At 50.1% G+C, this 23,834-nt stretch carries 24 protein-coding genes; 6 read left to right on the top strand and 18 right to left on the bottom strand.

Annotation, left to right across the window (positions count from 1 at the left end; translation table 11 throughout):
• Positions 1-37: 37 nt before the first annotated feature.
• Together U9S71_RS01570 and U9S71_RS01565 are read right to left on the bottom strand one after the other, a co-directional pair.
• The gene (locus U9S71_RS01570; RefSeq protein WP_326324707.1) at positions 38-1,171 is read right to left on the bottom strand and encodes a Gfo/Idh/MocA family protein; all 1,134 of its coding nucleotides are present in this window, start codon (positions 1,169-1,171) and stop codon (positions 38-40) included.
• An 86-nt stretch (positions 1,172-1,257) separates the two neighbouring features.
• Entirely contained in the window at positions 1,258-2,124 is an 867-nt protein-coding gene (locus tag U9S71_RS01565; RefSeq protein WP_326324706.1) for a sugar phosphate isomerase/epimerase family protein, read from the bottom strand.
• A gap of 248 nt (positions 2,125-2,372) precedes the next feature.
• On the opposite strand from U9S71_RS01565, the gene U9S71_RS01560 reads away from it, so the two are divergent.
• Entirely contained in the window at positions 2,373-3,260 is an 888-nt protein-coding gene (locus U9S71_RS01560; protein ID WP_326324704.1) for an AraC family transcriptional regulator, read from the top strand.
• Between the two features lies 1 nt (position 3,261).
• Here U9S71_RS01560 and U9S71_RS01555 read toward each other — a convergent pair whose 3' ends face one another.
• Positions 3,262-5,655, bottom strand: coding sequence for a TonB-dependent receptor (locus tag U9S71_RS01555; protein ID WP_326324702.1), 2,394 nt, complete (start codon positions 5,653-5,655; stop codon positions 3,262-3,264).
• A 221-nt stretch (positions 5,656-5,876) separates the two neighbouring features.
• Here U9S71_RS01555 and U9S71_RS01550 point away from each other — a divergent pair, with 221 nt between their 5' ends.
• Positions 5,877-8,525 (top strand): carboxypeptidase regulatory-like domain-containing protein, encoded by a 2,649-nt coding sequence (locus tag U9S71_RS01550; protein ID WP_326324700.1) that lies wholly within the window; start codon positions 5,877-5,879, stop codon positions 8,523-8,525.
• Between the two features lie 34 nt (positions 8,526-8,559).
• Here U9S71_RS01550 and U9S71_RS01545 read toward each other — a convergent pair whose 3' ends face one another.
• The 6 genes from U9S71_RS01545 to rlmD all read right to left on the bottom strand — a co-directional run bounded on the left by U9S71_RS01545 (position 8,560) and on the right by rlmD (position 13,780).
• Positions 8,560-9,702, bottom strand: coding sequence for an acyl-CoA dehydrogenase (locus U9S71_RS01545; protein ID WP_326324699.1), 1,143 nt, complete (start codon positions 9,700-9,702; stop codon positions 8,560-8,562).
• Positions 9,703-9,764: 62 nt separating this feature from the next.
• Positions 9,765-10,256 (bottom strand): VOC family protein, encoded by a 492-nt coding sequence (locus U9S71_RS01540; protein ID WP_326324697.1) that lies wholly within the window; start codon positions 10,254-10,256, stop codon positions 9,765-9,767.
• A 100-nt stretch (positions 10,257-10,356) separates the two neighbouring features.
• Positions 10,357-11,046 (bottom strand): YiaD family glycine zipper/OmpA-like lipoprotein, encoded by a 690-nt coding sequence (locus U9S71_RS01535; protein WP_326324696.1) that lies wholly within the window; start codon positions 11,044-11,046, stop codon positions 10,357-10,359.
• A gap of 68 nt (positions 11,047-11,114) precedes the next feature.
• Positions 11,115-11,873 carry a peptidase associated/transthyretin-like domain-containing protein gene (locus U9S71_RS01530; RefSeq protein ID WP_326324695.1) on the bottom strand — a complete coding sequence of 253 codons (759 nt, stop codon included), beginning with the start codon at positions 11,871-11,873 and terminating at the stop codon, positions 11,115-11,117.
• A 63-nt stretch (positions 11,874-11,936) separates the two neighbouring features.
• Entirely contained in the window at positions 11,937-12,335 is a 399-nt protein-coding gene (locus U9S71_RS01525) for a hypothetical protein (protein WP_326324693.1), read from the bottom strand.
• 32 nt (positions 12,336-12,367) lie between these two features.
• Positions 12,368-13,780, bottom strand: coding sequence for a 23S rRNA (uracil(1939)-C(5))-methyltransferase RlmD (gene rlmD, locus U9S71_RS01520; protein ID WP_326324692.1), 1,413 nt, complete (start codon positions 13,778-13,780; stop codon positions 12,368-12,370).
• Between the two features lie 51 nt (positions 13,781-13,831).
• Here rlmD and U9S71_RS01515 point away from each other — a divergent pair, with 51 nt between their 5' ends.
• A complete protein-coding gene (locus U9S71_RS01515; RefSeq protein WP_326324691.1) occupies positions 13,832-14,347 on the top strand; it encodes a hypothetical protein in 516 nt (171 codons plus the stop codon).
• Here the strand turns inward: U9S71_RS01515 and U9S71_RS01510 are convergent.
• The 6 genes from U9S71_RS01510 to U9S71_RS01485 form a co-directional block, all read right to left on the bottom strand.
• Complete coding sequence (locus U9S71_RS01510; protein WP_326324689.1) at positions 14,344-14,925, bottom strand: TetR/AcrR family transcriptional regulator; 582 nt, start codon at positions 14,923-14,925, stop codon at positions 14,344-14,346. The genes U9S71_RS01515 and U9S71_RS01510 overlap by 4 nt on opposite strands.
• Positions 14,926-14,928: 3 nt before the next feature.
• Complete coding sequence (locus tag U9S71_RS01505) at positions 14,929-15,348, bottom strand: hypothetical protein (RefSeq protein WP_326324687.1); 420 nt, start codon at positions 15,346-15,348, stop codon at positions 14,929-14,931.
• A gap of 10 nt (positions 15,349-15,358) precedes the next feature.
• Positions 15,359-16,396 carry a phenylalanine--tRNA ligase subunit alpha gene (gene pheS / locus U9S71_RS01500; RefSeq protein WP_326324686.1) on the bottom strand — a complete coding sequence of 346 codons (1,038 nt, stop codon included), beginning with the start codon at positions 16,394-16,396 and terminating at the stop codon, positions 15,359-15,361.
• Between the two features lie 135 nt (positions 16,397-16,531).
• Positions 16,532-17,008 carry a single-stranded DNA-binding protein gene (locus tag U9S71_RS01495; RefSeq protein ID WP_326324684.1) on the bottom strand — a complete coding sequence of 159 codons (477 nt, stop codon included), beginning with the start codon at positions 17,006-17,008 and terminating at the stop codon, positions 16,532-16,534.
• A gap of 18 nt (positions 17,009-17,026) precedes the next feature.
• The gene (gene mutY, locus U9S71_RS01490) at positions 17,027-18,076 is read right to left on the bottom strand and encodes an A/G-specific adenine glycosylase (protein ID WP_326324682.1); all 1,050 of its coding nucleotides are present in this window, start codon (positions 18,074-18,076) and stop codon (positions 17,027-17,029) included.
• Between the two features lie 20 nt (positions 18,077-18,096).
• Positions 18,097-18,846 carry an EcsC family protein gene (locus U9S71_RS01485; protein WP_326324680.1) on the bottom strand — a complete coding sequence of 250 codons (750 nt, stop codon included), beginning with the start codon at positions 18,844-18,846 and terminating at the stop codon, positions 18,097-18,099.
• Between the two features lie 123 nt (positions 18,847-18,969).
• Here U9S71_RS01485 and U9S71_RS01480 point away from each other — a divergent pair, with 123 nt between their 5' ends.
• The gene (locus U9S71_RS01480) at positions 18,970-19,605 is read left to right on the top strand and encodes a peroxiredoxin (protein WP_326324678.1); all 636 of its coding nucleotides are present in this window, start codon (positions 18,970-18,972) and stop codon (positions 19,603-19,605) included.
• Positions 19,606-19,686: 81 nt separating this feature from the next.
• Here U9S71_RS01480 and U9S71_RS01475 read toward each other — a convergent pair whose 3' ends face one another.
• Positions 19,687-20,790 (bottom strand): S1C family serine protease, encoded by a 1,104-nt coding sequence (locus U9S71_RS01475; protein WP_326324676.1) that lies wholly within the window; start codon positions 20,788-20,790, stop codon positions 19,687-19,689.
• 12 nt (positions 20,791-20,802) lie between these two features.
• Complete coding sequence (locus U9S71_RS01470; RefSeq protein WP_326324674.1) at positions 20,803-21,378, bottom strand: RNA polymerase sigma factor; 576 nt, start codon at positions 21,376-21,378, stop codon at positions 20,803-20,805.
• 116 nt (positions 21,379-21,494) lie between these two features.
• Here U9S71_RS01470 and U9S71_RS01465 point away from each other — a divergent pair, with 116 nt between their 5' ends.
• Together U9S71_RS01465 and U9S71_RS01460 are read left to right on the top strand one after the other, a co-directional pair.
• Positions 21,495-22,469 (top strand): polyprenyl synthetase family protein, encoded by a 975-nt coding sequence (locus U9S71_RS01465; protein ID WP_326324673.1) that lies wholly within the window; start codon positions 21,495-21,497, stop codon positions 22,467-22,469.
• Positions 22,470-22,602: 133 nt separating this feature from the next.
• Complete coding sequence (locus U9S71_RS01460) at positions 22,603-23,391, top strand: amidohydrolase (RefSeq protein ID WP_326324672.1); 789 nt, start codon at positions 22,603-22,605, stop codon at positions 23,389-23,391.
• 19 nt (positions 23,392-23,410) lie between these two features.
• On the opposite strand, the gene U9S71_RS01455 is transcribed toward U9S71_RS01460, so the two are convergent.
• The gene (locus tag U9S71_RS01455; RefSeq protein WP_326324670.1) at positions 23,411-23,821 is read right to left on the bottom strand and encodes a hypothetical protein; all 411 of its coding nucleotides are present in this window, start codon (positions 23,819-23,821) and stop codon (positions 23,411-23,413) included.
• Positions 23,822-23,834: the final 13 nt, after the last annotated feature.

The raw sequence follows: 23,834 nt of genomic DNA, 5'->3' as shown, positions 1-23,834 counted from the left end.
TCCCGCCAAGGGAAGGCTATCCGACCATCGGGTTGCGTCAGCGACCGGTCAGGGTAAACTCGGGTAATGGGATCAGGGCGCCCCCTTTCAAGGCCGACTCATGTGCCAATATACCTACGCAGGTGATATTGGCCGACTGCTGCGCATTGGGGAATGGCTGGCGGCCGTCGATCAATGCGCTAACAAATTCGTGCACCAGATGCGGATGTGAGCCACCATGGCCCGCACCTTGGATAAAGGAAAGGTGTTGGTTATCGTCCTCATCATATACACCGCCGGTAGTGAAATGCTGGATAGCGGGGGGCAACAAGTGGGCGTAATCAGGACAGGTTACCTCCTCGGGAATCTCATGTTCTTCTTTTTTAGCAGTGTGGACAATCAAAGGGTTCCCCTCAATCAACGGCCATTCCACTGCTTTCTTGGAGCCGTAAACTTCAAAACTTTCCCTGTATTGGCGGGCGGTATCAAACAGTGACCGGTACACGTGGGCGCTCAAATCTGAATCGCGGAACTTGATGTGAGCGGATTCGACAGCAAAGGGCGATCCGTAATGGTGGTGCAGTTCCTGGCGGATCGTTCCCGACCCGAAACACGAAACGTACTCCGCCTCGTTGCGTGTAAGCCCCAGTACCGGCCCTACACAATGCGTCGCATAATGCATAGGTGGCAAACCCGGCCAGTAATTCGGCCATCCATCCATATCTTGTTGGTGGCTGGCTTTGAGGAACTGGATTTTCCCTAATTCATCTTTTTCGTAAAGCTCTTTCATGAAAAGGAACTCCCGGGCATAAACCACGGTCTCCATCATCATATAGGTTAAGCCGGTTTCTGCTACGGCCTCCACCAGCTGCCGACATTCCTCCACCGTGGTGGCCATCGGGACCGTACACGCTACGTGTTTACCCGCCCGCAATGCTTTCAGCGATTGCTCCGCGTGGTTGGGTATAGGGGTATTGATGTGCACTGCGTCGACCTGATCATCTTTAAGTAGCTCGTCATAATCGCGGTACCGCTTTTCGATACCGAACGCGTCGCCGATTTCATTCAGGCTTTCTTCATTGCGTTGGCAAATGGCATACATATTGGCATCGGGGTGCAGCTGGTAAATAGGGATGAACTCCGCGCCGAAACCCAAGCCGACAATAGCTACGTTGATTGGTTTTTTGCTCATGCTTATTGCTTTTCTATGTTTTGTTTGTTACTTCTTCTACATTTCCGCATTTTCTCTCGTTTGCTAACCGAGGAATGTGAATTCCATCACCCCCCTGTTATCCACCCTTTCAAAAATGCGTGCCCGTCGCGGGCGAAGGAATCTTGGCTTTCCGCTAGGTTGCGCCAAATACATACCGCCGCCGCCAGTTCCTTGTTCGCCGGTGTAAAGCTCTCTATCGATACCACCCCTTGGTAGTTTATGGCTTCCAAGCCCCGCCGGTAGGCATCCCAACTGGCGTTACCCGTTCCGGGTGTACCCCGATAATTTTCGGATACCTGTACATGGATAAGCTTGTCTCCCGATTTGATGATGGCTGCCTCTGGATCCGGTTCCTCGATATTCATGTGGAACATATCCAAGCATATTTTTGCCGCAGGATGGTTGATATCGCCGATGAGGCGGAGCAAATCATCCGCATTGTTTACCAAATCCGATTCAAAACGGTTCAATGGCTCCAATGCGATTTCCAATCCCCTGGTAGCGGCACTTTCACAAACTGCCTGGAGGTTAATCACCGCCCGCTCCCACTCGATGGCGCGTTGTGCCGGGGCAACCATCCGGGCTTTGCCCACTGCTGAATACATGGGCCCGGCAAAAACCCGTGAGCCAAGCGCACCGGCGATGTCCAAACACGCTTCGATATAATCCAGTCCGGTGCGTTGCAGCAGTTTGTCATCGCTCGTTAAATCACGCGTTGGACCAAAGGCGCCGCATATGATTGCCTTCAATTGGTTCGCTTGGAGTGCCGCCTTCACCGTGGATACGTCGATAAGTGCCGGATCTTCCACTGCGATTTCCACCGCGTCATAACCGTGTGAAGCGATTTTTTCAAACAGCGTGGCGGCCTCCTCGGCACGAAAGGGCGATGTCCACAACCAGGTACTTACCCCCAATTTAACGTCTAATGCCATATTTAAACCATGCCATTTATATATTCGTTGACTTTAAGCTTTTTATACAACGTGCTGTTGTATCCGCTAAGGTAGCGGTTTACCACGCCCGGGAACACCTATTAATTAACAAATATTGACTGTATTATATCTATATAACACCACCACTACTGTACAAATGGATAATTAGCTAACATTTTCTTTACAATATATGGAAACGGCAGCCGTTTAATTACTTTTGAGGGACCAATAGAACCAAATGAGGAGTTATGATGAATGTTGTTTCGAAAAAGACGGCTATCAAAAAAACCAGAATACCGGAATCGAACATATTCTTTATCCGTGAGTTGCACGATAGGCATTTCGACCCTACTTGGCACGCCCATTCGGAATACCAGCTTTTTCTGGTTGTGGAAGGCACCGGCACCAAATTCATCGGCAATACGGTTAAGCCTTTCGATGGTGGCGATTTGACGTTCCTTGGACCGAATATCCCTCACCTTTGGCGCAGCGACGAGTGTTACTTCAACCCACACGGCGAAAAAATCAGCCAAGGGCTGGTCATTTATTTCAACGGCGCGGCACTTGGGCAGCTCATCGAGAAACAGGAATTCGACCAACTGAAAACCCTGCTGGAAAAAATTCACCGCGGGATGGAAATCCACGGTGAAACTGCCCGCCAAACGTCGCTGCTTATGCACGAACTCGTGCATTTACACGGCATGGAAAGCATCATTCACTTATTCCGGATACTCGATTTGCTTGCCAAAAGCAAGGAATATCACCTGCTGCACGATGACATGGTGCAATACAAGTTAAAAGACGTTGAAACAAACCGGATCAACATCGTCTACAACTATGTGGCCAAGCATTTCAAATACAAGATCACTTTAGAAGAGGTTGCCTCGCTGCTGAATATGACACCGACATCATTCAGCCGCTATTTCACGATGAAAACCAGTAAATCATTCTCCTATTTCCTGACGGAACTGCGTGTCCGTAATGCCTGCAAGCAGCTTTCTACGGAAGAGGCGAAGACCATCGCACAGATTTGCTACGAATCGGGATTCAACACCTTATCCAATTTCAATAAGCAGTTCAAAACGTTTATCGGGATGACACCCACGGAATACCGTCAGAAGTTTTTGACACTTTGAGCTACGACCCAAACCGTTTCCTCAGCGTCACCCCATAGGTAACCGGCCGTCCCAAATGTACAGCAGCGAAGCCAAAGTCGTATGCATAGTCGGCATAGCGCTTATCGGCAAGGTTCTGTCCCCATAGGATAAGCTCGTATCCGCGAAGTGAATAGCCTATATTGGCATTCAACAGGCTATATGCTTCTTGCCCCAGCGTATTCTCGACAGTGAAGTACTGCTGGCCGATGAACTTACCGTATACGCCCAACTGTAACTGCTGCGTAGTACCGATTGGCCATGCATATTGCGCACCTAGAAAACCGGTCCAATCCGGTGTAAATACCGGGCGGTTGCCTTTCAGTTGCACATTCCCCTCTTCGCCTGCCGTATTCAAATCGAGGTAACGGGCATGGGTAAATGCCGCATTGCCCCAGAGGCTAAGGTTACGCACCACCCGTGCGGTGGCTTCCACCTCAAGCCCCATGCTCTCCATGCGGCCCGTATTTTGCGTCACGGTGATGGCATCGGGCAGCACCAGCGTTGGTACCTGCGCATTATGCACGCGGGTATAAAATGCCGCCACATTCACTTCAAGCCGTCGATTAAACCATCTATTTTTGGTGCCAACTTCCACATTATCGCTGTACTCCGGATCGAATGGTCGCAGCAATGCTTCGCTAGGGTCGGAAGAAAGCTGCGAAATACCCCCTGTACGGAACCCACGGGTATAGCTACCATACACTTGGCTACGGTCGTGGAATGCGTACTTGACGCTGAAGCTCGGGCTCAGCGCGTAGAAATCGGCAGAAGCTGACGTATCCGATTGCAGCACCATCAGGTCACCACCATCAGGCTGGAACTCGCCACGGGCATCCAACGCCGCATGTTCGTAATCATACCGAAGTCCTGCTTGTAACTCCAATCCGTCCCCAAAGTGGTATCCTAACTGCCCGAAAACGGCTACCCCTTGGTTGACAGCCGAGTTGGACAAGATGCTCGTGGCATGGCTCGGATAGTCGTCTCCGAGCAACGGCGCATCCGCACCGAAATAGGTGCCCTGCTTGGTCGGTGCATCTTGGTGGAATAAAAATGTTCCGGCGGTCCAACTGATGGGGGTGTTTGCCGACGGCGAAGAGGAAAATTTGAATTCCTGGGTAAATACCTTTACGTTGTTCCAATCGCGCCCATAGTCGTTAACAACCGACATACCGTCGAGCCGCATAAAGTCTGCGTCGATCGGGGTACGGTAGTACCGGTGGTTGGATTGGAACGCGGTCTGCGAACTGAAACTGAGTGTATTGCCAAAGTGGTTGATGGAGAGTGATACATTGCGCGACTCGTCAACCATGGTTGTCTTCGCGTTCTGATTCAAATGGAATGGCTTTTCAAACGCATCTTCCAATCCCATGATCAGCGCAAACGAACCATCGTTCCGATTGGAGACATGTTTAACGTTGAGTGTCATTGCCCATTGGGGGTCCAACAGGTATTTCAGGTAATAATTACCATACACGGTCTGCTGCTTATCGTAGTGCGATCCGTCAAAATCGTTGGTGTAGAACCCATCCATGCCGTTGTATAGCAACGATGCGCCAAAGAACAGTTTGTCTTTAATAAACGGGGTGCGCACCCCGGCCAGGTAGCGCTGTTGGCCGTGGTTGCCCAGGTTAACCTCCACCAGGCCGCTGGTCTGGTTGGTAGGCTGCTTGGTGACGATGTTGATGACTCCACCCATCGCATTTCGACCGTAAAGCGTGCCCTGCGGGCCACGGAGCACTTCAATCCGCTCCACATTCTGCAAATACGGGATATAAGTATCCAAACCAAATTGGCTTACCCCATCCACATAAGTCGCCACTGCCTGGTTGTATGACGTAGTGGTAATGCCCCGTAGCGACGTTACATTCCGGCCATCGCCCGGATTGGCCATATTGAGGTTCGGCACCACAGCCGTCACGTCCATGATATTCCACATGTACTGCTGCTCTACCGCCTTACTGCCAACCACCGATAAGCTTGCGGGGATATCGTGCGGGTCGCTTTCCATTTTCTGGGCTGTAACCACCGCTTCGTCCAAGCGGCTTTCGATACTGCTCAACTGCACGTCGATCGCTAAATCCCCTTCAACAATAACGGTATGGTTTTCGGTGGCATGGCCCACGGCGCTTACCCGGATGACGTGTCTACCAGACGGGACGGGGCTCAACACAAAATCTCCCCGTTCATCGGTGGCGGTTGCCAGATTGGAATTCAACACCTGTATACTGACACCCGCCAGGCCGCGGTTATCCGACGACAATACCTTACCGTTGACCGTGTACTGGGCCAAGGCAGCGGTCGTAGCTACCATCACACCTACCATTGCTAAAAATGCACCGCGTAAAGACGCATTAACCTTACTTATCCGTATCATTCTTCTTCCTTGCTTTGAGACTTTTCTGAGACACGGCGAAATTACTATAATTCTTATTATAAATCCAAGAATAGCTATCGTTCATCAGGCATTACCCGAACAAGGCCTCGAAAGTGGAAAATATTTTTAATATATTAGCGACTTAATAAACCGATACTAATCACTTTGGAACCATTATGCGGCCCTTTCTTATAAGCATTTGTCTCTTATCATTGCCCTTTTTGCTTACCGCACAAAACAACGGTGCGATAAAGGGAATGGTCGTAGACGCGACCCACCAACCCTTGGAAAAAGCGACCATAGCGATCGTCTCCGTAACAGATTCGATCGTTGTCACCTATTCGTTGACAGATAACAGCGGCAAGTTCAATCTCATTAAGATACCGACGGCGCAAAAATTGATGGTCCACATCACCCACGTGAGCAGTTCGCCCTACAGCCGCGAAATCAACTTAAAGCCGAACGAGACGCTTGCGCTCGACACGGTCGTCATGGCGGGCGTTAGTCTCGACGAAGTGGTGGTAACGCAGGTAGCGCCCGTTCGGCTGATCGGCGATACGCTTGAATTCAAAGCCGATTATTTCAAAACCAGGCCCAATGCCAATGTGGAGGAACTCCTCCAATTGCTGCCCGGCCTCCAGGTCAATGTGGATGGCTCGATTTATTACCAGGGAAAGCAAGTTTCGGGGATAAGGGTAAATAACAAAGATTTCTTCTCGCACGACCTCACCATCGCGACGCGCAACCTGGATGCTTCGCTGATTGACGCCGTGCAGGTGGTAAAAGACAAGGGTGAATCTAAACGGGAAATACTGGACGACACAGACCTGCCCATCATCATCAACCTGAAAACAAAGAAGGAATTTGTAAAGGCGAACTTCGGAAAATTTTATGCTAGCGGTGGGTCGCGCGACCGCTACGAATCAGGCGCTTTGGTCAACACCTTTCGAGACACCCTTCAGATCAGTTTTATTGGCTACGCAAACAACCTTAGCCGGCAGGGTTTTAATTACAGTGAGCTGGGCCAGTATGGCGGGATGAACCGCGCAGAGAATAATTCGTATAGTTATATGAATTATGGCGGATTACAAAATAAAATCTCCATCGGCATCAATGCGAATTATGACATTGCCAAAAAACTGAAAGCCAATTTGATGTATACGTTTGAGCAGCAGAATGATTACGTAGACAACAAAGGCACCAATTCAAACTTCTACGAGTCGGTCACTGAAATCGCGAACAACCACCACAATGCAACGTTTAAAAACTATAACCATAGCGTGCGCGCATTTGCAAGGTACAAGCCCGACACGACCGCTACGGTGTCGATGGACGTCAATATGGCATTCCGCCGGAACCTGAACGACAACCACGGCAACTCGCACAGGCATCGTGATGAAGGGACACAGGTACAGGAAAGCGAAAACAACAGCAACAGCTCCTCGGGTAACCGGAACTTCCGATATAACTTCTATGCGGAAAAAAAACTGCCCACATCAAAGATCCTCCTGTCATTCCGACAAAACACCAACATCCAGCAATCGGAAAACACCAATAATCGCAGTTCCTTCAATCGGTATTACCTGTTTAACGACAGCACGGTGAACCAAGGGATACTGCAGTTAACCAGCGGAAATAATAGGTCTATTCGTAATACCTTGAATATACAGATACCCATCGGCGAACTGCTAAATTGGGATGCGTATGCCCGCTATGATTGGGAGCTCGACCGCAATATCGAGGAAATAGACAGCAAAATAAATACGGATACGTATTCGAGCCGGAATGACGTAGCCAATAACAAACAAGGGCGATTTAATTTCCTATATATCGGCACCCGTGCAAACGCTTCGTTGTTTAAGAAAAAGCTACGCATCACCGTCGGGATCGAACAGCTCGATCTGAGCCGCAATTATCATTATTACGGAAAAGTAGCCGATTTGGACGACAGACACCGCTATTGGCTGCCTCACGTTTCATTGCGCTATGCCGGCCTGCAGTTGTCGTACAACAAACAGGTACGGCTACCCTCCTTCTACCGGATTGTCGCCGTAAACTCAGACCTATACCCCACTTCGCTGACCATCGCCAGCCCGTACTTCAACAACCAGCTGGAGCAAACGGGACGTATAAGCTATTACAAACGGTTTGCAAATGCCCACCTGAACTTCAATGCCAATGTAAATTATACGGTCTACGACTCATCGATCGGATCGAACACCTCGTATGATGTGAGCAGTTCTGAAAATACGCGAACCTACTACGAGGCCCCCGGGACCGCGCGTTGGTATGGGTATGCCAGTATCAACAAACGCATTGTGCAAAATAAGACATGGAACATCAATTGGAACGTCTCCGGGAACGGGTCGACGAGCGAATCGTACAGCATTGTAAATGGCGAAGAAAATAGTACCCAACGCCTTTACGGCAACCTCAACAGCAGCCTGACGGTAACCTACAAAAACAACGTTACAGTATTACCTACCTATGGGTTTGGCTTTAACAAAAGTAAGAATCAGCGGCAAACCGCTAACTTCCGCGACATCGAAAATGTAAACCACAGCATAGGCGGCATGCTGCGGCTGGATAACATCCGCAAATTCCGCTTGGAGACTTCCTATACCGTAAGAAACCAGCCCCGAAGTCTGGGCAACGACCGCACCAACCTGCACCTCATCAATGCGTCGCTGTACTACCCCATCATGCAACGAAAAGGCGAGGTGAAATTAACAGCTTTTGACATCCTTAATCAAAATCAAAGTATCTCCATGGGGGGCAGTGGCAACTCCAACTACTATAGCGAGCGCCTAACCTTGCGCCAATATTTCATGCTGGGGCTGGTGTATAAGTTTCTAGCGACCTCGGAATAACACCACCTTAATCCCTCCGGCTAATCGTGCCCCTTCAGTCGGCCAAAAGCTCGCGTGCAATGACCATGCGCTGGATTTCGGAGGTGCCTTCGTAGATTTGGGTGATTTTCGCGTCGCGCATCAGGCGCTCCACGTGGTACTCCTTCACGTAGCCGTAGCCGCCGTGTATCTGCACCGCCTCCACCGTGGTCCGCATGGCCACATCAGACGCGTATAGCTTGGCCATTGCCGCCGCTTGGGTATAGGGCTGGCCGTGGTCTTTGAGCCACGCCGCTTTAAGGCATAATAGCCGCGCAGCTTCGATCTGGGTGGCCATATCGGCCAACTTGAACTGAATGGCCTGGTGATTGGCAATGGGCTTGCCAAATGTCTGGCGTTCTTTGGCATAATCGCGGGCAAGTTTATAGGCGCCCGAAGCAATACCAAGCGCCTGTGCGGCAATGCCGATACGCCCGCCTTCCAAGGTTTTCATGGCAAATCTGAAGCCGAACCCATCTTCGCCGATCCGGTTCTCCTTCGGCACCTTTACATCGTCAAACAGCAGGGAATGTGTATCCGACCCGCGGATGCCCAGCTTATTCTCCTTTGGCCCTACGGTAAAGCCTTTCGTTCCTTTCTCCACGATGAGTGCATTGATACCGCGATGCCCCTTTAGCGCATCTGTTTGTGCAATCACTAAATAGGTGGATGCCGTGCTGCCATTGGTAATCCAGTTTTTGGTGCCGTTGAGCAGATAATGATCACCTCTATCTTCGGCGGTAGTACGCTGGGAAGTCGCATCCGACCCCGCTTCGGGCTCCGAAAGGCAAAATGCGCCGATGTGCACACCAGCTGCCAGGGGTTTAAGGTAGTTTTCTTTCTGTTCCTCGGTGCCATAGGCCTCAAGGCCGTAGCATACGAGCGAATTATTGACGGATACGACCACCGACGCCGATGCGTCGACCTTAGAAAGCTCCTCCATCACCAGCACGTACGAAACAGCATCAAGTCCGGCACCGTTATATTTCGGATCGACCATCATCCCCAAAAAACCCAATTCGCCAAGCTTCCGCACCTGATCGGCAGGAAACTGCTGATGTTCGTCGCGCTCAATGACACCAGGCTTCAATTCTTGTTGTGCAAAGTCACGGGCAGCGTCCCGTACCATCCGTTGCTCCTCGGTGAGTTCGAATATCATAATCAGGAGGTTTTGCAGGCAAAGATAGCGAAAAATACTATGCAAGCATAGCATCAAGACTACTATTCCAACTCACGCAACAGCCCTTGCATATCCAGTGCGCGCGTGTACATTTCCAGCGAACCATCAGGTTTCGATGGCCAAAGTTCCTTTGGTCTATCCCAATAAAGCTCCACACCGTTCTTGTCGGGATCATCCAGGTAAAGGGCCTCTGAAACGCCATGATCACTTGCGCCGGTTAGGGGATAATCTGCTTGTACGAGACGGCGGAGGATAACAGCAAGGTCCTTCCGCTGCGGATAAACAATAGCAGTATGATACAACCCCACTCCGTCCACGGATGCTGGCGGTGCGCCCTCACTATGCCACGTATTCAAGCCAATGTGATGATGGTATCCGCCAGCCGACACAAAGGCGGCTTGATTACCGTAGCGTGTGGTCAGTTCGAACCCCAACAGTCCGCAATAAAACGCTAGCGAACGTTCGAGGTCTGACACCTTTAGGTGGATGTGGCCAATGCGGGTGTCTGCGGGAATGATGTAATCGTTGTTCATATCACAAACTTAGTGAAACCACATGTGAAACACAACAAAAAATGCGGCCGTACTTAACGCAGACCGCATTCCTTCGATTTGTTTTGTGTTGTATAGCCCGCTATGAACCCGCTTGGTCCATTGCTTCTTCTTTCATCTTATCGTTAGCCACGATCACGATTTCCACACGGCGGTTTTGGGCCCGGCCTGCATCGGTATCATTATCAGCAATGGGTTCGTGGAAACTACGCCCTTCCGTTTTAATCCGACGCCCCGCCAATCCTTCGGATGTCGCGAAACTTTTTACCGCTCTGGCCCGACGTTCGGAAAGTCCTTGGTTATACTTATCCGCCCCCTTGTTGTCGGTATGGCCGATGACCAAGATATCCGTATCGGGGTTGTTATTTAACGATTCGACCAGTTTGGCAATATTCTCTTCAGCCGCAGGTTTCAAGTCGGTCTTGTCAAAATCGAACAGGATACCTGAATCAAACTTGACGATGATACCTTCTTCTGCCTTTATCACTTCCGCTCCGGCTACGGTACGTTCAATTTCCGCCGCCTGCTTGTCCATTTTCCGGCCGATGAGCCCGCCCGCAACGCCGCCGATGGCTGCACCCGCAATAGCACCAACAGCAGTGTTGCCTGCCTTATTTCCGATAAGAGCGCCTAACGCGCCGCCGGCTACAGCACCGGTGGCAGCACCTTTCTGCGTATTACTCATGGATTGGATCGTGCCGCAGCTGCTCAACAGCATCGCTGAAGTGGCTACGGACAGTCCAAATAATACGATTCCTTTATTCCTAATCATAACGTTAACGTGTTGTTTCTGGAATAAGCACAAACCCAGTGCCAAACCGGCTCGATTTGTTGATTTGTTTACTTCACCGAATTGGGGTCTGGCTTGGGCAGCTCGGGGAGTTTAGGTGCAGCTGGCCGCCCGTCACGGTCAAATTGCTTAAAAGACTGCATAATATAAGCGGTTATATCATACTCGCCCCAGTATTGGGTTTTCTCGTAAGAAGGGCGATACCAAAACATGAAATTCGTTAGGTCATCATCTGTAAGGCCGGTGAGCCCTTCGATTTTGGCTTTGCTGAATTTCCGGTCCACATCCGTTTCGGCAAGCTCCTTTTCCATATAATTGTGGAAACGCCGTGCATTCCGGGGTGTGCGGCCAAACAATTCGTACAATGAAGTTATCGGATTAAAAATGTATGCCAGCGCCGGTGGTTTGCCATTGAAATAGACGCCTTGCTTGCGGTATCCACGCATGGCATCGCGAAGCTCGGCCTCCTTACTGGTCCGGTTTACATCGACCTGCTCCAACAGGATACTGGACAGCCGCATATCGATGAGGATGTCGCTTAACGTTTTGATCTCCGTAAGCACAGTCGTGTACCCCATTAGTACAATCTGGAGCGAATCGCCTACAGTAGCTTTGATTTCGAAGGTACCCAAGCTGTTTGACACTGTAGATTGGCCAGTATTGATGTTGGAAATTGTCGCGCTACCCAACCGTTTACTCGTGCCCGCTTCTACGACGATGCCCCGGATAAGCCCAGCTTCCTGGGCCATCAGCCCCATCGGCAGTGCCCACATCGAAACCATCAGCACAAGTAGATTACGGTAACTCATCAATTTATTGGACTGGTTATAGCGCCAAACGTTTAATAGCAACCCACGTTATCAAAAAACGCGTCATTTTTTATAAGGGTAAAACACGAAGTTGGCCCCTTCTGGCACAATAACGAATAAGCACATAAACTCCTCTGGTTTTTTGAACTTTTTGATGAAGTGTGCTTTCCGATCTTCCTTAATTACGCTCCGCTCTACAAACTCTTCGAAAGTAGCGGCATGGATGGACCAATTCGTTCCCAGCTCTTCCTTATCCAGTATCAGTTCGCCCAATGCGACTTCATGCTGGTGGGCGATAAAAATAGGATATGCCGACAAGCCTTCGGCCATGATTTCGACCGCAACTTCCTTGATCGACTCGCTGTAAAAGTCCAAATCTATCTGTAAGCTTTTCAGTGGGCTTTCTTTCTTCGGCTGCCCATCGTCGCCAGCTTGTGCAGCAAGTAAGTCTTTTAAATCCATAACAATTAATCATTAATACGTGGGCCGTCAACTCAACCTTTCAGCGCAAGTAACACCACGTTTTCAACATGTTGCGTATGCGGAAACATATCTACCGGGCGAATGCGCTTGACTACGTACCGCTCGGCCAGTAAAGCCAGGTCGCGCGCTTGGGTAGCTGCGTTGCAGCTCACGTACACCAATTTGGGTGCAGCCATCTCAAGCAACCTTGCTACAACGTCGGCGTGCATTCCGGCCCGCGGCGGATCCACAATGACCACATCCGGTTGTCCGTGAGCGGCGACGAAATCGGCAGTAAGCACGTCTTTCATATCCCCGGCATAAAACTTCGTGTTTTGGATACCGTTGATCATCGAATTGATTTTCGCATCTTCAATGGCCGACGGTACATACTCCACGCCGATTACTTCAGCCGCGTGCCGTGCAACAAAATTGGCTATCGTACCCGCGCCGGTGTACAAATCATACACGCGTTCCCACCCTTCTAAACCCGCAAAATCGCGGGCTATTTTGTAGAGTTCGTAAGCTTGGGCCGAGTTGGTCTGGTAGAAGGATTTGGCTCCGACTTTAAAGCGCAAACCTTCCATTTCCTCGAAAATATGATCGCGCCCGGCGTACACATGGATATCTTGGTCAAAGATGGTGTCGTTTTTCTTTTGATTGACCACGTACAATAGCGACGTAATCGTTGGAAATTCCGACTGAAGGAAGGCCATCGTTACTTCAATGGTTTCCTGATCGGCGTACGCGAAAACAACGATGACCATCAGTTCGCCGGTCGATGCCGTGCGGATAATCAGGTTACGCAATGCCCCTTCGTGCTGCCGTAGATCGTAAAACGAGATGTCGTGCTGCAGTGCGAATGAGCGAAGCCCATTGCGGATGGCGTTGGAGGGGTCTTGCTGCAAATAGCAATGTTCAATATCGAGGATTTTGTCGAAACGGGACGGCACATGGAACCCCAGTGCGCGCATCTCCAGACCTTCATGGGCATCGTCGAGGTCCGTGAGCCACCGTTTGTTGGAAAACGTATATTCCAGCTTGTTGCGGTAATACCGCGCCTGCGGAGCTGGCAGTATCGCTTCCATCATGGATGTATCTACCTTTCCCAGGCGGGTAAGGGCTTCGTCCACACCTTTTTGCTTATAGGTGAGCTGCGCTGCGTAATCCATGTGTTGCCATTTGCAGCCCCCACATACGCCGAAATGATCACAAAACGGTGCTACCCGATGTGCGGAAGATTCCTGGATTTGACGGACGCGTGCTTCCGCAAAATTCTTTTTCTTCCGGATCAATTCTACATCCACCACATCGCCCGGGATGGCTTTGTCGACAAACACCACGAGGTCATCGACCTTCGCTACCCCTTTGCCCCCTTCGGCTATATCCACAATCGAAACACCTGCCAGCAATCGCTGTTCGGCTGTCAACTTTTTTCTGCTCATAAAAAGTACAAAGGTACGCGTTTTGTGGGGGTATGAGAAAAAACATTCGTCATGCGTGCACTGCTTACCCAATTTGTCCTACTCGCCGGCATATTCACTACCCAGTCAAATCCACTGGCCAACATACAGTCTCTACAAGATTCTACACGCGCAAAAAGCGTATATGTGGAATATGGGGGGCCTTCGGCCATTTATTCGGTTAATTATGATACGCGTTTTATGCGCAGTAACAACGGCTGGGGACTCCGTGCAGGTATTGGCTTTCTGCCGAGCCAAGGCATCAACAACATTTCGGTGCCCATACAAGTGAACTATTTACTGGGCAGAACCCGACATTTTTTCGAAGCCGGCGCTGGCGCCACCTATTTCCATGGCGATCGGAGCGACTCCTGGTTTGGTCCCTCAGAAGCGGGATCAATGGTTTTCGGCTCACTAAGTGCGGGCTATCGGTACCAACCGCTTTCGCGGGGGGTAACAGCAAGGATAGGAATCACGGGCATAGCAGGGTCATTTAACAACAATTCCGTGGCCGCACTACCCCACATCAGCGTAGGGTACCGGTTTTAGTCGCCATCTACCGTAGCCTTCACCAGGTATGGTAGGATTTCCTTCTGGAAAGAAACGAAGTTCTTGCGTACATCAGCTTCGCTTACCGAGGTGAATGCGAATGAAAAAACGATATTTTTGCTAGCCTTGATAAGGAAGGTCAGTTTTTCGGGTGTCACCGCCCCACCGATCTCCGCATTGTTGATAAAAGAGCTGATCAGCAGAAACTCAAGATCATCAGAGAGCGTACGCAGATACTCTTGCGTGTTGGCCGACTCGCGGACAAAGTCCCACCCCAGAAATTCATTGCATATTGCATAGGTAAGGCGACTTACACGCAGGATGGTATTACCCAGATAGGTTTCGAGATCGGCCTGGTTGTTGTATTTGCTCAATAAATCGGCTACGCTCTCGCGGATATAATCCATCAGGATGGCGTGCAGCACGAGCTCTTTGCTGTCAAAATACTTATAAATGGTCGCCTTGGCAATTTTTGCCCGTCGGGCGATTTCATTGACGCTGGTTTTTTTATAACCATAGCGCCTGAAAAGCTCGCGAGCGGCCTTTTTGATTGATTCTTTTACTTTATCAGCTTCCATTAATCAATTTGAAACGGTTAAGATTTCGCCATTCCGCCTTACATAGTATGGTCTGAGCGGGCATTCTGCAATCGCCGAGGGCGAACCGTTGGTTAAAATAAATTTGGCTCCAGAACACGGATCCACCGCTACCGGCCCCTCCCCTTCTAGTTCTACCGCACATCGTTTTTCTGGGTTTACCGTGCTACATCTGTCGAACGCCACGTACTCCCCCTCGCTCACCTGCATAACGATCAGCCCGGCAACCCCACCATATTCGGGCCCGAGGGCCACCGGCTGCATGAGCAGATGAAGTTCATTAAATGCTACCAACGATATAGTCTGTTGGAATGGAATGTAATCCACCACGTTGCATCCGCCCTTTTTACATCCATGAAACGACAGGCATGCAACGAACAGTACAAATACCGGACCTTTGGCCATGCGATTACAATTAAACCAGCTCCGTCTCAAACTGGCTCAGGAAACGGACATCGTTTTCAGAAAACAGCCGGAGGTCTTTGATTTCATACTTGAGGTTGGTGATGCGTTCAATGCCCATACCGAATGCAAAGCCACTGTATTTCCCTGCGTCGATACCGCAATTCTCAAGCACGTTTGGATCAACCATGCCGCAACCCAATATCTCTACCCAACCACTTCCCTTACACATCGCACATCCCTTGCCCTTACAGATGCTACAACTGATATCCATTTCGGCGGATGGCTCGGTAAACGGGAAGTACGACGGGCGGAAGCGTACCTTGGTGTCTTCGCCGAATAGTTCCTGTACAAAATAATACAGCGTCTGTTTCAAATCGGCAAACGATACGTTCTCGTCGACATACAGCCCTTCCACTTGATGAAAAAAGCAATGCGCTCGGGCCGAGATCGCTTCGTTGCGGTATACCCTCCCCGGCATGATGGCACGGAATGGTGGCTGCCCGTTCTCCATCATCCGCACCTGTACGGACGACGTGTGTGTACGTAGCGCAATATCATTACCGTCTTGTTTCTTGATAAAGAACGTATCTTGCATATCCCGCGCCGGGTGCTCTGGCGGGAAATTGAGTGCCGTAAAGTTGTGCCAATCGTCTTCGATCTCCGGCCCTTCGGCTACGACAAAGCCTAGCTTCTTGAATATTTCGACAATTTCTTTGCGCACCAACGAGAGTGGGTGCCTCGACCCCACGACAAACCCTTCGCCGGGCAGGGTAAGGTCGTCGATGTCGCGTTTGTTGACGGTCGGATCCGCGGCAAACTGCTCTTGTATTGTTTTGTGTTTTTGCTCGGCTGCCTGCTTTAACTCATTCAGGCTTTTACCGAGCATACGCTTCTCTTCAGGTGAAACGGATTTAAACGCCTCAAACAAATTGCGTATCACACCCTTGGCCACCAAAAACTTCAACCGGAAGGCTTCTACGTCCGCTTGGGATTTTGGTGTAAACTGCTCGATTTCCTGTGCGTACTGCGCTATCTTCTCGTCCAACATGACGCCAAACTTAGATAAATTTGCTTTTATATGCAATATAATCGCATTGAATATAAAAGCGGATTTATCGATTTCTCCTCTGCCGCTGAAAAGCAACTGTAATAGAGGAAATATACAGGAAAAAAATAAAATTTTTTAAAACAGCGAATCGTCGTCGCCCTCGTTCTCTTTGAAATCGACCGATGTGTCTCCGGATTCGTCCGTTCCAGCGGTTTTTCCCGGCTTAACGGTTTGTCCCGTTGAGGCCTGTGTAGTACTCGGGTTACTCGGAACCTCAAAATCGCTGCGCCGTCCCAGCAACGTAAAATTGTCGGCCACCACTTCCGTGGTATAGCGCCTTATCCCTTCTTTGTCTTCGTATGTCCGTGTGCGTAGTTTGCCTTCAATATAGACCAGCTTCCCTTTAAACAAGTATTTGGCGGCAACTTCGGCCAGTCCCCGCCACATCACGATGTTGTGCCACTCGGTCTGCTCTATCCGGCGGCCATCCTTATTATACATTTCCGAGGTTGCCAATGGAAAACTAGCTACGGTAACATTTCCCTCCAAGTGACGCACTTCGGGGTCTTTGCCCAAGTGGCCTACTAAAATAACTTTGTTGATGCCTGACATAATTTAGGTACTTTTTGGTTAACCATACAATCCTTTTAAAAAAGAATAAATCAGCTTCGGTTTAGCTAATGTACCCAAATCTTTGATAAAAACATAACTCCATTCCATTTTTTTATCGCTAAACCCGCTGTGGCCATCCACGGCGATGAATTGAGCGTGTAGGTTCTGGTGGCTTAGCACATGCTTCACCGGCCCTCCTAATAGCCGTAGACCGGCATTAGGCCCGAAGTGCGCAACAACCGTCTCATCCGTAGCCAGCTCACGGAGGTCCATGCGGTGGGGTGTTTCGATTAACGGCAACTCATACAGGCTCTCCCAGATATCCCCATGCCCCCGTTTATTCATCAAGATCCGGTCGCCATCCTCCACCACGAAATAATTGAAGTACCGATTCCGGCTTGCTTTTCCTTTCAACTTGACCGGTAATTCGTTAACCCGTCCTTCCTGCAATGCCCTGCAATCTAGCCGCAGCACACAGTTTCCGCAATCGGGATTTTTAGGCTTGCATTGCAAGGCGCCGAATTCCATAATCGCTTGGTTGTACAATCCGGGTTTCCTGTCATCGAGTAGCTCTTGAGCCACCTCCATAAACACCTTCCGCCCAGCGGTGGAGTTGATGGGTTGATCGATACCGAAATACCTTGCTAACAACCTGAACACATTGCCATCAACCACCGCCCGTGCTTCATTGGCCGAAAAAGAGGCAATCGCGGACGCCGTGTACTCACCGATGCCTTTCAGTTTGATGAGGTCATCGTAGCGGCTAGGGAATACGCCGGCATACTCCGTCACCACCGCTTGGGCCGCACGGTGCATATTGCGTGCTCTTGAATAATAACCAAGGCCCTGCCAATGCACCAATATTTCGCCCTCGGAGGCCGATGCAAACGAAGCAACATCGGGAAAATGCGACAGGAACCGATCGAAGTAAGGGCGCCCCTGCTCCACCCGCGTCTGTTGCAAGATAACTTCAGAAAGCCAGATGATATATGGATCGGTGGTATGGCGCCAGGGCAAATCCCGCTTATGCTGATTATACCACCTTATGATATCCTTGGAAAACGCCATGGGGCAAAGGTCCCCTTTTTTTAGCTTGTCTCCAACATCCGCATGCGGTAGCCATTCATGGCGGTGGTACCAAGCTGCTGCACCAAGCGGTAATTGACCACCGCCCCCACGGCAGCGCCGATGACCGGAATCAGCTGAGCCATTTTAGCCAGGTCGATGTAATCGCGGTATTCCAGTTGAAACGTACGCCAATCGAAACTGTCGATGTCGTCGGGAAGGCTTTCGGCATAGGCCTCCCAATTGCACAGCCTATGATATACCGCAGCCCGGTGCTTATGGCTCGAAAATGCCAACTGGAATAGGGTAAGCAAAAAAAGCCGTTCTTTATATTGCCGCACATCGTAACCATAGGTTGACGCAATATCGAATAACATTTTCATCTTAATAGCAAGCAATGCAGGGAAATCAGCAACCCCCATCAGGATACCGCCGGCACCCGTTACGGCACCCTCCACTGAAGCAGTCTTTTTATAGGTATCGATAAATTTCTTGACGTAGGCTTCGCGAAGCTGGAAACTTTCATAAGCCCGTGGCGAAGGGATGGTATATGTAGCACCGAACAATACGCCTTTTACCATTTTCTCAATCGTAAACGTAATGGCTTGGTGAACCTTTTCTGGGATAAAGTCGTTCAACTTCGCTTGTATGTTTTTGGCCCATACCGCTCCCACTGGCTGCTTCTTGGTCACTTTGTGCTTCCAGAAGGCCAACTCGATCATTACCTTTTTCCGATACAGCGGCGACATGTCCGCACTCCAGTCTTGTTCCATCTAACGGTTTGACATCCCCTATACGGCATTGTTACAAAAAATACAGCCACCCTTTGTATTACAAGAAAATCTATTAACTTTGTAGACTACAAATTCATTAACATATAATAGGAGGAATAATATATGAGTTTAAGATTAGGCGATACCGCGCCAAATTTCAAGGCGGTAACGACGATAGGAGAAATCGACTTCTATGATTACACAGAAGGCAAATGGGTGGTATTGTTTTCACATCCAGCAGACTACACACCGGTATGTACAACTGAATTAGGGCGTACCGCACAGCTGAACAGCGAGTTTGAGAAGCGTAACACCAAGGTACTTGCTGTGAGCGTAGACCCCATCGACAGCCACCATGGGTGGGTAAAGGACATCAACGAAACACAAAACACCAATGTTGAATTTCCGATCATTGCCGACGACGACCGCAAGGTTGCCGAGCTGTATGATATGATCCATCCCAATGCATCGGCTACAGCCACCGTCCGTTCGGTATTCGTGATCGGCCCGGACCGCAAGGTTAAGCTAACGCTCACCTATCCGGCCTCGACAGGGCGTAATTTCCTGGAGATCCTACGGGTAATCGACTCGCTTCAGCTTACGGCCAACCACAGCGTAGCCACTCCGGCCGATTGGGAACATGGGCAAGACGTCATCGTATCACCCGCTATCGCAACGGAAGATATCCCGACGAAATTCCCGAAGGGCCACAAGGTCATCAAGCCTTATCTCCGTACTACCCCCCAACCAAATATTTAACAGGGGGCGGACGAGCCATAAAAAAAAGCGATTGGTGTTATATCAATCGCTTTTTTTATTTATTTACTTCACCGGTGCCCTTTAATATACTTTGACCAAGTACACGTAATCCTGTATCTTCTTCACCTGTTCCGTGCGTTTCAGTCCGCCAAGCACATTCTTTTTGTTAATCACCAGTTCGCTTTCCAGCGAATCTGTCGGTACGGCGGCAATCGACTTCAGCAGTGCCTCGGTTTTGATGGCGAACGACGCCCCATCAGTTCCGGTCTGCTTGCCGCTGATGATCCCAATAACGTTGCCCTTGCTATCGAGGACGGGCCCCCCACTGTTGCCCGGATTAACGGGAATGGATATCTGATACGCCGTGGTGTCTCCGGCATAACCGGTACGCGAACTCAGGTACCCCTGTCCGTAGACCACCTCATCGCGCGGGTATCCAATGGTATACACATCCTCACCAAGTTCTGACGGAGCCTCCTTAAACGTGTATGGGGCACTTTTCAACGGTGCAAATGTACTGTCATTGATGTGCAGCATCGCGAGGTCGTGCGTGGGGTCGATGTAGATGACTTTTGCCTTGAACGACTCCCCTTTCGTACTTTGGAGGTGTACCGAGTCAGCACCTCTTACCACGTGGTAATTGGTAACCACATAACCATTGGCTGAAATCATGAAACCGGTACCCCCGAAATTGCTGGCCGATCGGTCATCACGCTGTCCGTTGTTGATATTCCGGATGACTGCATTCTGGGCATTCACGTTCTTCTTCACGTTATTCATGTCCCGCCGCAATGCGCTGTAATTCGTTGTGGTCTTTTCCATGGTTTTATAATAGCCCGAAAGCCACAACGTGGAAAACACCGCAACGATGGCTACGCTGGCCGCCACCAATGAGTTCACCTTAAATTTGTTCCACAGCGTTACCACCAGCGGCTCCGGCCGTTCGGTTAATTCCGTATCGCCGGCGTGATACCGCGCCGCTGCCTCAGAGAGCGTGTGCTTGAACGCCAGCCGATTGGCATGGTCCTTCAACTGCTGTAAGAACAATCGATGGGTCGCCAATTGCTCGGCTGCGGTAGCGTTATCTCGGCAGTACTGTTCAAAGGCATTCCGTTCCACGTCGTCCATCTCGCCATTCAGATACCGATCGACCCTTTTTATAAATTCTTGCTCATTCTCCATCATATCCGTATCAACTTACTTTGTCGCTGTAAAAAACAATTTCTTTAACCGTTGCAGGCATTTGTATTTTTGGGTTTTGGCGTTATCCGCATTTGTATATCCAAATTTTTCACAAATCTCCTGCATGGACAGATTAGCGATGTAATAATCGCGAATAATCGTCCGGCAAGGTTCGCCCAATTCGTCCAGTGCCTGCTCCATCATCGTCAACTGGAGGTCTTTCTCGTCGTGCCTCGCGAGGTCCTCTTCAACCGCGATGACGTCGTCATAAGCCCCCTCATCGCGAAACATGCGATCTTTGCTTGCCAATTGCTTGAGCCAAAGCCGGCGGCATACCGAGTAGAGGTACGTCTTCAACCGACTGGTTAACTCAAAGTCGCGTTGTTTGACGTTGTCATAAAGAACGATAACAGCCTCTTGGAAGACATCTTTCGCCTCGTCTTCAGTGCCGCTATTTCGCAGCACCATGTTTAGAATCATCGGAAAGTAATCGCGGTACAGCCCTTCCAAGCTCCCCGTATCACCACGCGCCACGCCCTCAATGGTTGCGGCATCCGATTCCGGTGCAAGAGACTTCCTCCTTTTTCTCACTGATTAATACGATTTTGCCCAAATAGTAACCCATACATCCCTCCAAACCTAAGATATTTTTTTCGATTTTGAAATGGGTGCCCCCATTCCTATCTTAGCCGCTAAATTACACATACATGTACCATACCAACGCATTGCAAAAGCAGATCGCCCAAGGATTGTCGGAGCTCAACGTTCCTGAGCACCCGGCCAACCTATACGATCCGGTGCGGTACATGCTGCAAATCGGAGGTAAGCGTATTCGGCCATTACTCACCTTAATGGCTGCCGACTTGTTTTCCATCGCAGACATGGAGGGGGCCGTACCGGCCGCAGTAGCCATTGAGCTGTTCCACAATTTCTCCCTTGTGCATGATGATATCATGGATAATGCACCCCTACGCCGTGGACACCGAACGGTACACGAGAAATGGAATACAAATGTCGGCATCCTCTCGGGCGACAACCTGCTCATCATGGCCTATGCACAGTTGGCAAAATGCCCTGCCGATTACCTTCCGGCTATTCTCGAAACTTTCAATACAATGGCTGCCCAAGTCTGCGAAGGGCAGCAGCTGGACATGGATTTTGAGCGGGCCACCGCCGTGAGCATTGACCAATACCTCCACATGATCCGACTCAAAACATCCGTACTGTTGGGTGCAGCGTTAAAAATAGGCGCCCTTTTGGCTGGTGCGCAAGAAGCCGATGCCCAGCGCATCTACGATTTTGGCGTCGGCGTGGGCATCGCCTTCCAATTGCAAGATGACATTCTGGATGTATATGGCGATCCGGCGCAATTCGGCAAGCAACGCGGTGGCGACATCCTCGCCAACAAGAAAACATACCTCTTGGTGAAAGCGTTGGAGATGGCCGATAGGGCGACACTATCGAAGCTGAACGATTGGTTGGCCGATTACTCGAACCCATCGGATAAAATCAGCAACATTACCACCATATACGATGCGCTCGGCGTACGCACCCAAGTGGAAACCGCCAAACAGCATCACATTGAACAGGCCTATACCGCCTTGGATACCATCCCTGTAGCGATTACCCGTAAAGCCCCTTTGCGCGAACTTGCCCACGCCCTGCTCAACCGCGGACAATAACAGGCGGACGGATACTCGTATAACTGGCAGCATAATTGCAGAGATACGTGCGATCAGTTTCTGTGTTTATCGATTTATTACTAACTTGTGCTTTTCGCACTGGCAACGAATAAGGACCCCATCGCTTACCGATATGGATGCATTAAAAATCACGACTTTCCAAGCGTACCTTTTTTGGGAAAATACCGACAAAAACCTAAGCAACCTCGCATTGAAACTCTCGGCAATCCGCGAAAAGACGGATTTAATTATTCTGCCCGAGATGTTCAATACAGGATTCACGATGGATGCGGAGCGATGCGCTGAAAAGGCCGATGGAAAAACCATGCATTGGATGCTGGAGATGGCGCAAAAATACGATTGCGTAGTAGCGGGGAGCCTCATCATCGAAGAGGAAGGCAACTACTACAACCGGTTTGTCTGGATGACCAAAGACGGCAACTACGTGACGTACGACAAGCGGCACCTGTTTGGCATGGCAGGCGAAGACAAGGTGTTCACCGCGGGAACGCAACGGGTTATTGTAGACCTCAAGGGGTGGAAGATATGCCCAATGATCTGCTATGACCTGCGATTCCCCGTTTGGACGCGTAACCTCGATAGCGCCTACGACATCTTACTTTATATCGCCAACTGGCCCGATAAACGTTCCGGCCACTGGCGGAGCCTCATTCCGGCCCGGGCCATTGAAAACCAATCGTTCGTTATCGGGGTAAACCGCGTGGGGCACGACGGCAACGAAATCTACTATTCGGGTGGATCGATGTGCATTTCGCCCGCTGGTGACGTGGTATATTATAAGCCCGAATACGAAGATCTCTATACGTTTACCATCTATCGGCGAGATTTGGACGACACGCGCAAGGAATTGCCATTCCTTAAAGATATGGATACATTTAACCTCGTCGTAAGTAAGTCGTAAGTTCAGTCATGGGCCGGGGCTATTTATACGGCCGATCAAGGATGATCGACTTGATGACGGCATCGCGCAGGTCAAATTCCTCTGCATCCAATGCCGGCCGCACATCGGTTGCGGTTTCCACGGCCAACCGTTGCGGTATTAACGGCCGTCGGCGGGCGCCGCGTGGAGATTCCTCATGGCCCATCACACCCGAATAATGTTCAAATTCGGGCCTAACAGCTGGAGACGGTGTTGGCATCGAGGTACCAGCGGGGACTGGGGCTGGGGTCATTTGTCTGGTGATATCACGCAGCTGTTTGGCATTATCTTCGGGCAGCGGTGGCTGGGCCGGATTCCGTTTGCGCGCTTTATCCTGTTCCTTTTGGTAATTGGCATACGCTTGGAAAGCAAAAACGACAATCGCTATGATTATGGGGATAAACGTTTCCATCGACCTAAAGTTA

Source organism: Parapedobacter flavus (assembly GCF_035818675.1).
Taxonomy (GTDB): domain Bacteria; phylum Bacteroidota; class Bacteroidia; order Sphingobacteriales; family Sphingobacteriaceae; genus Parapedobacter; species Parapedobacter flavus.
This window is presented reverse-complemented; position numbering and strand designations above follow the sequence as displayed.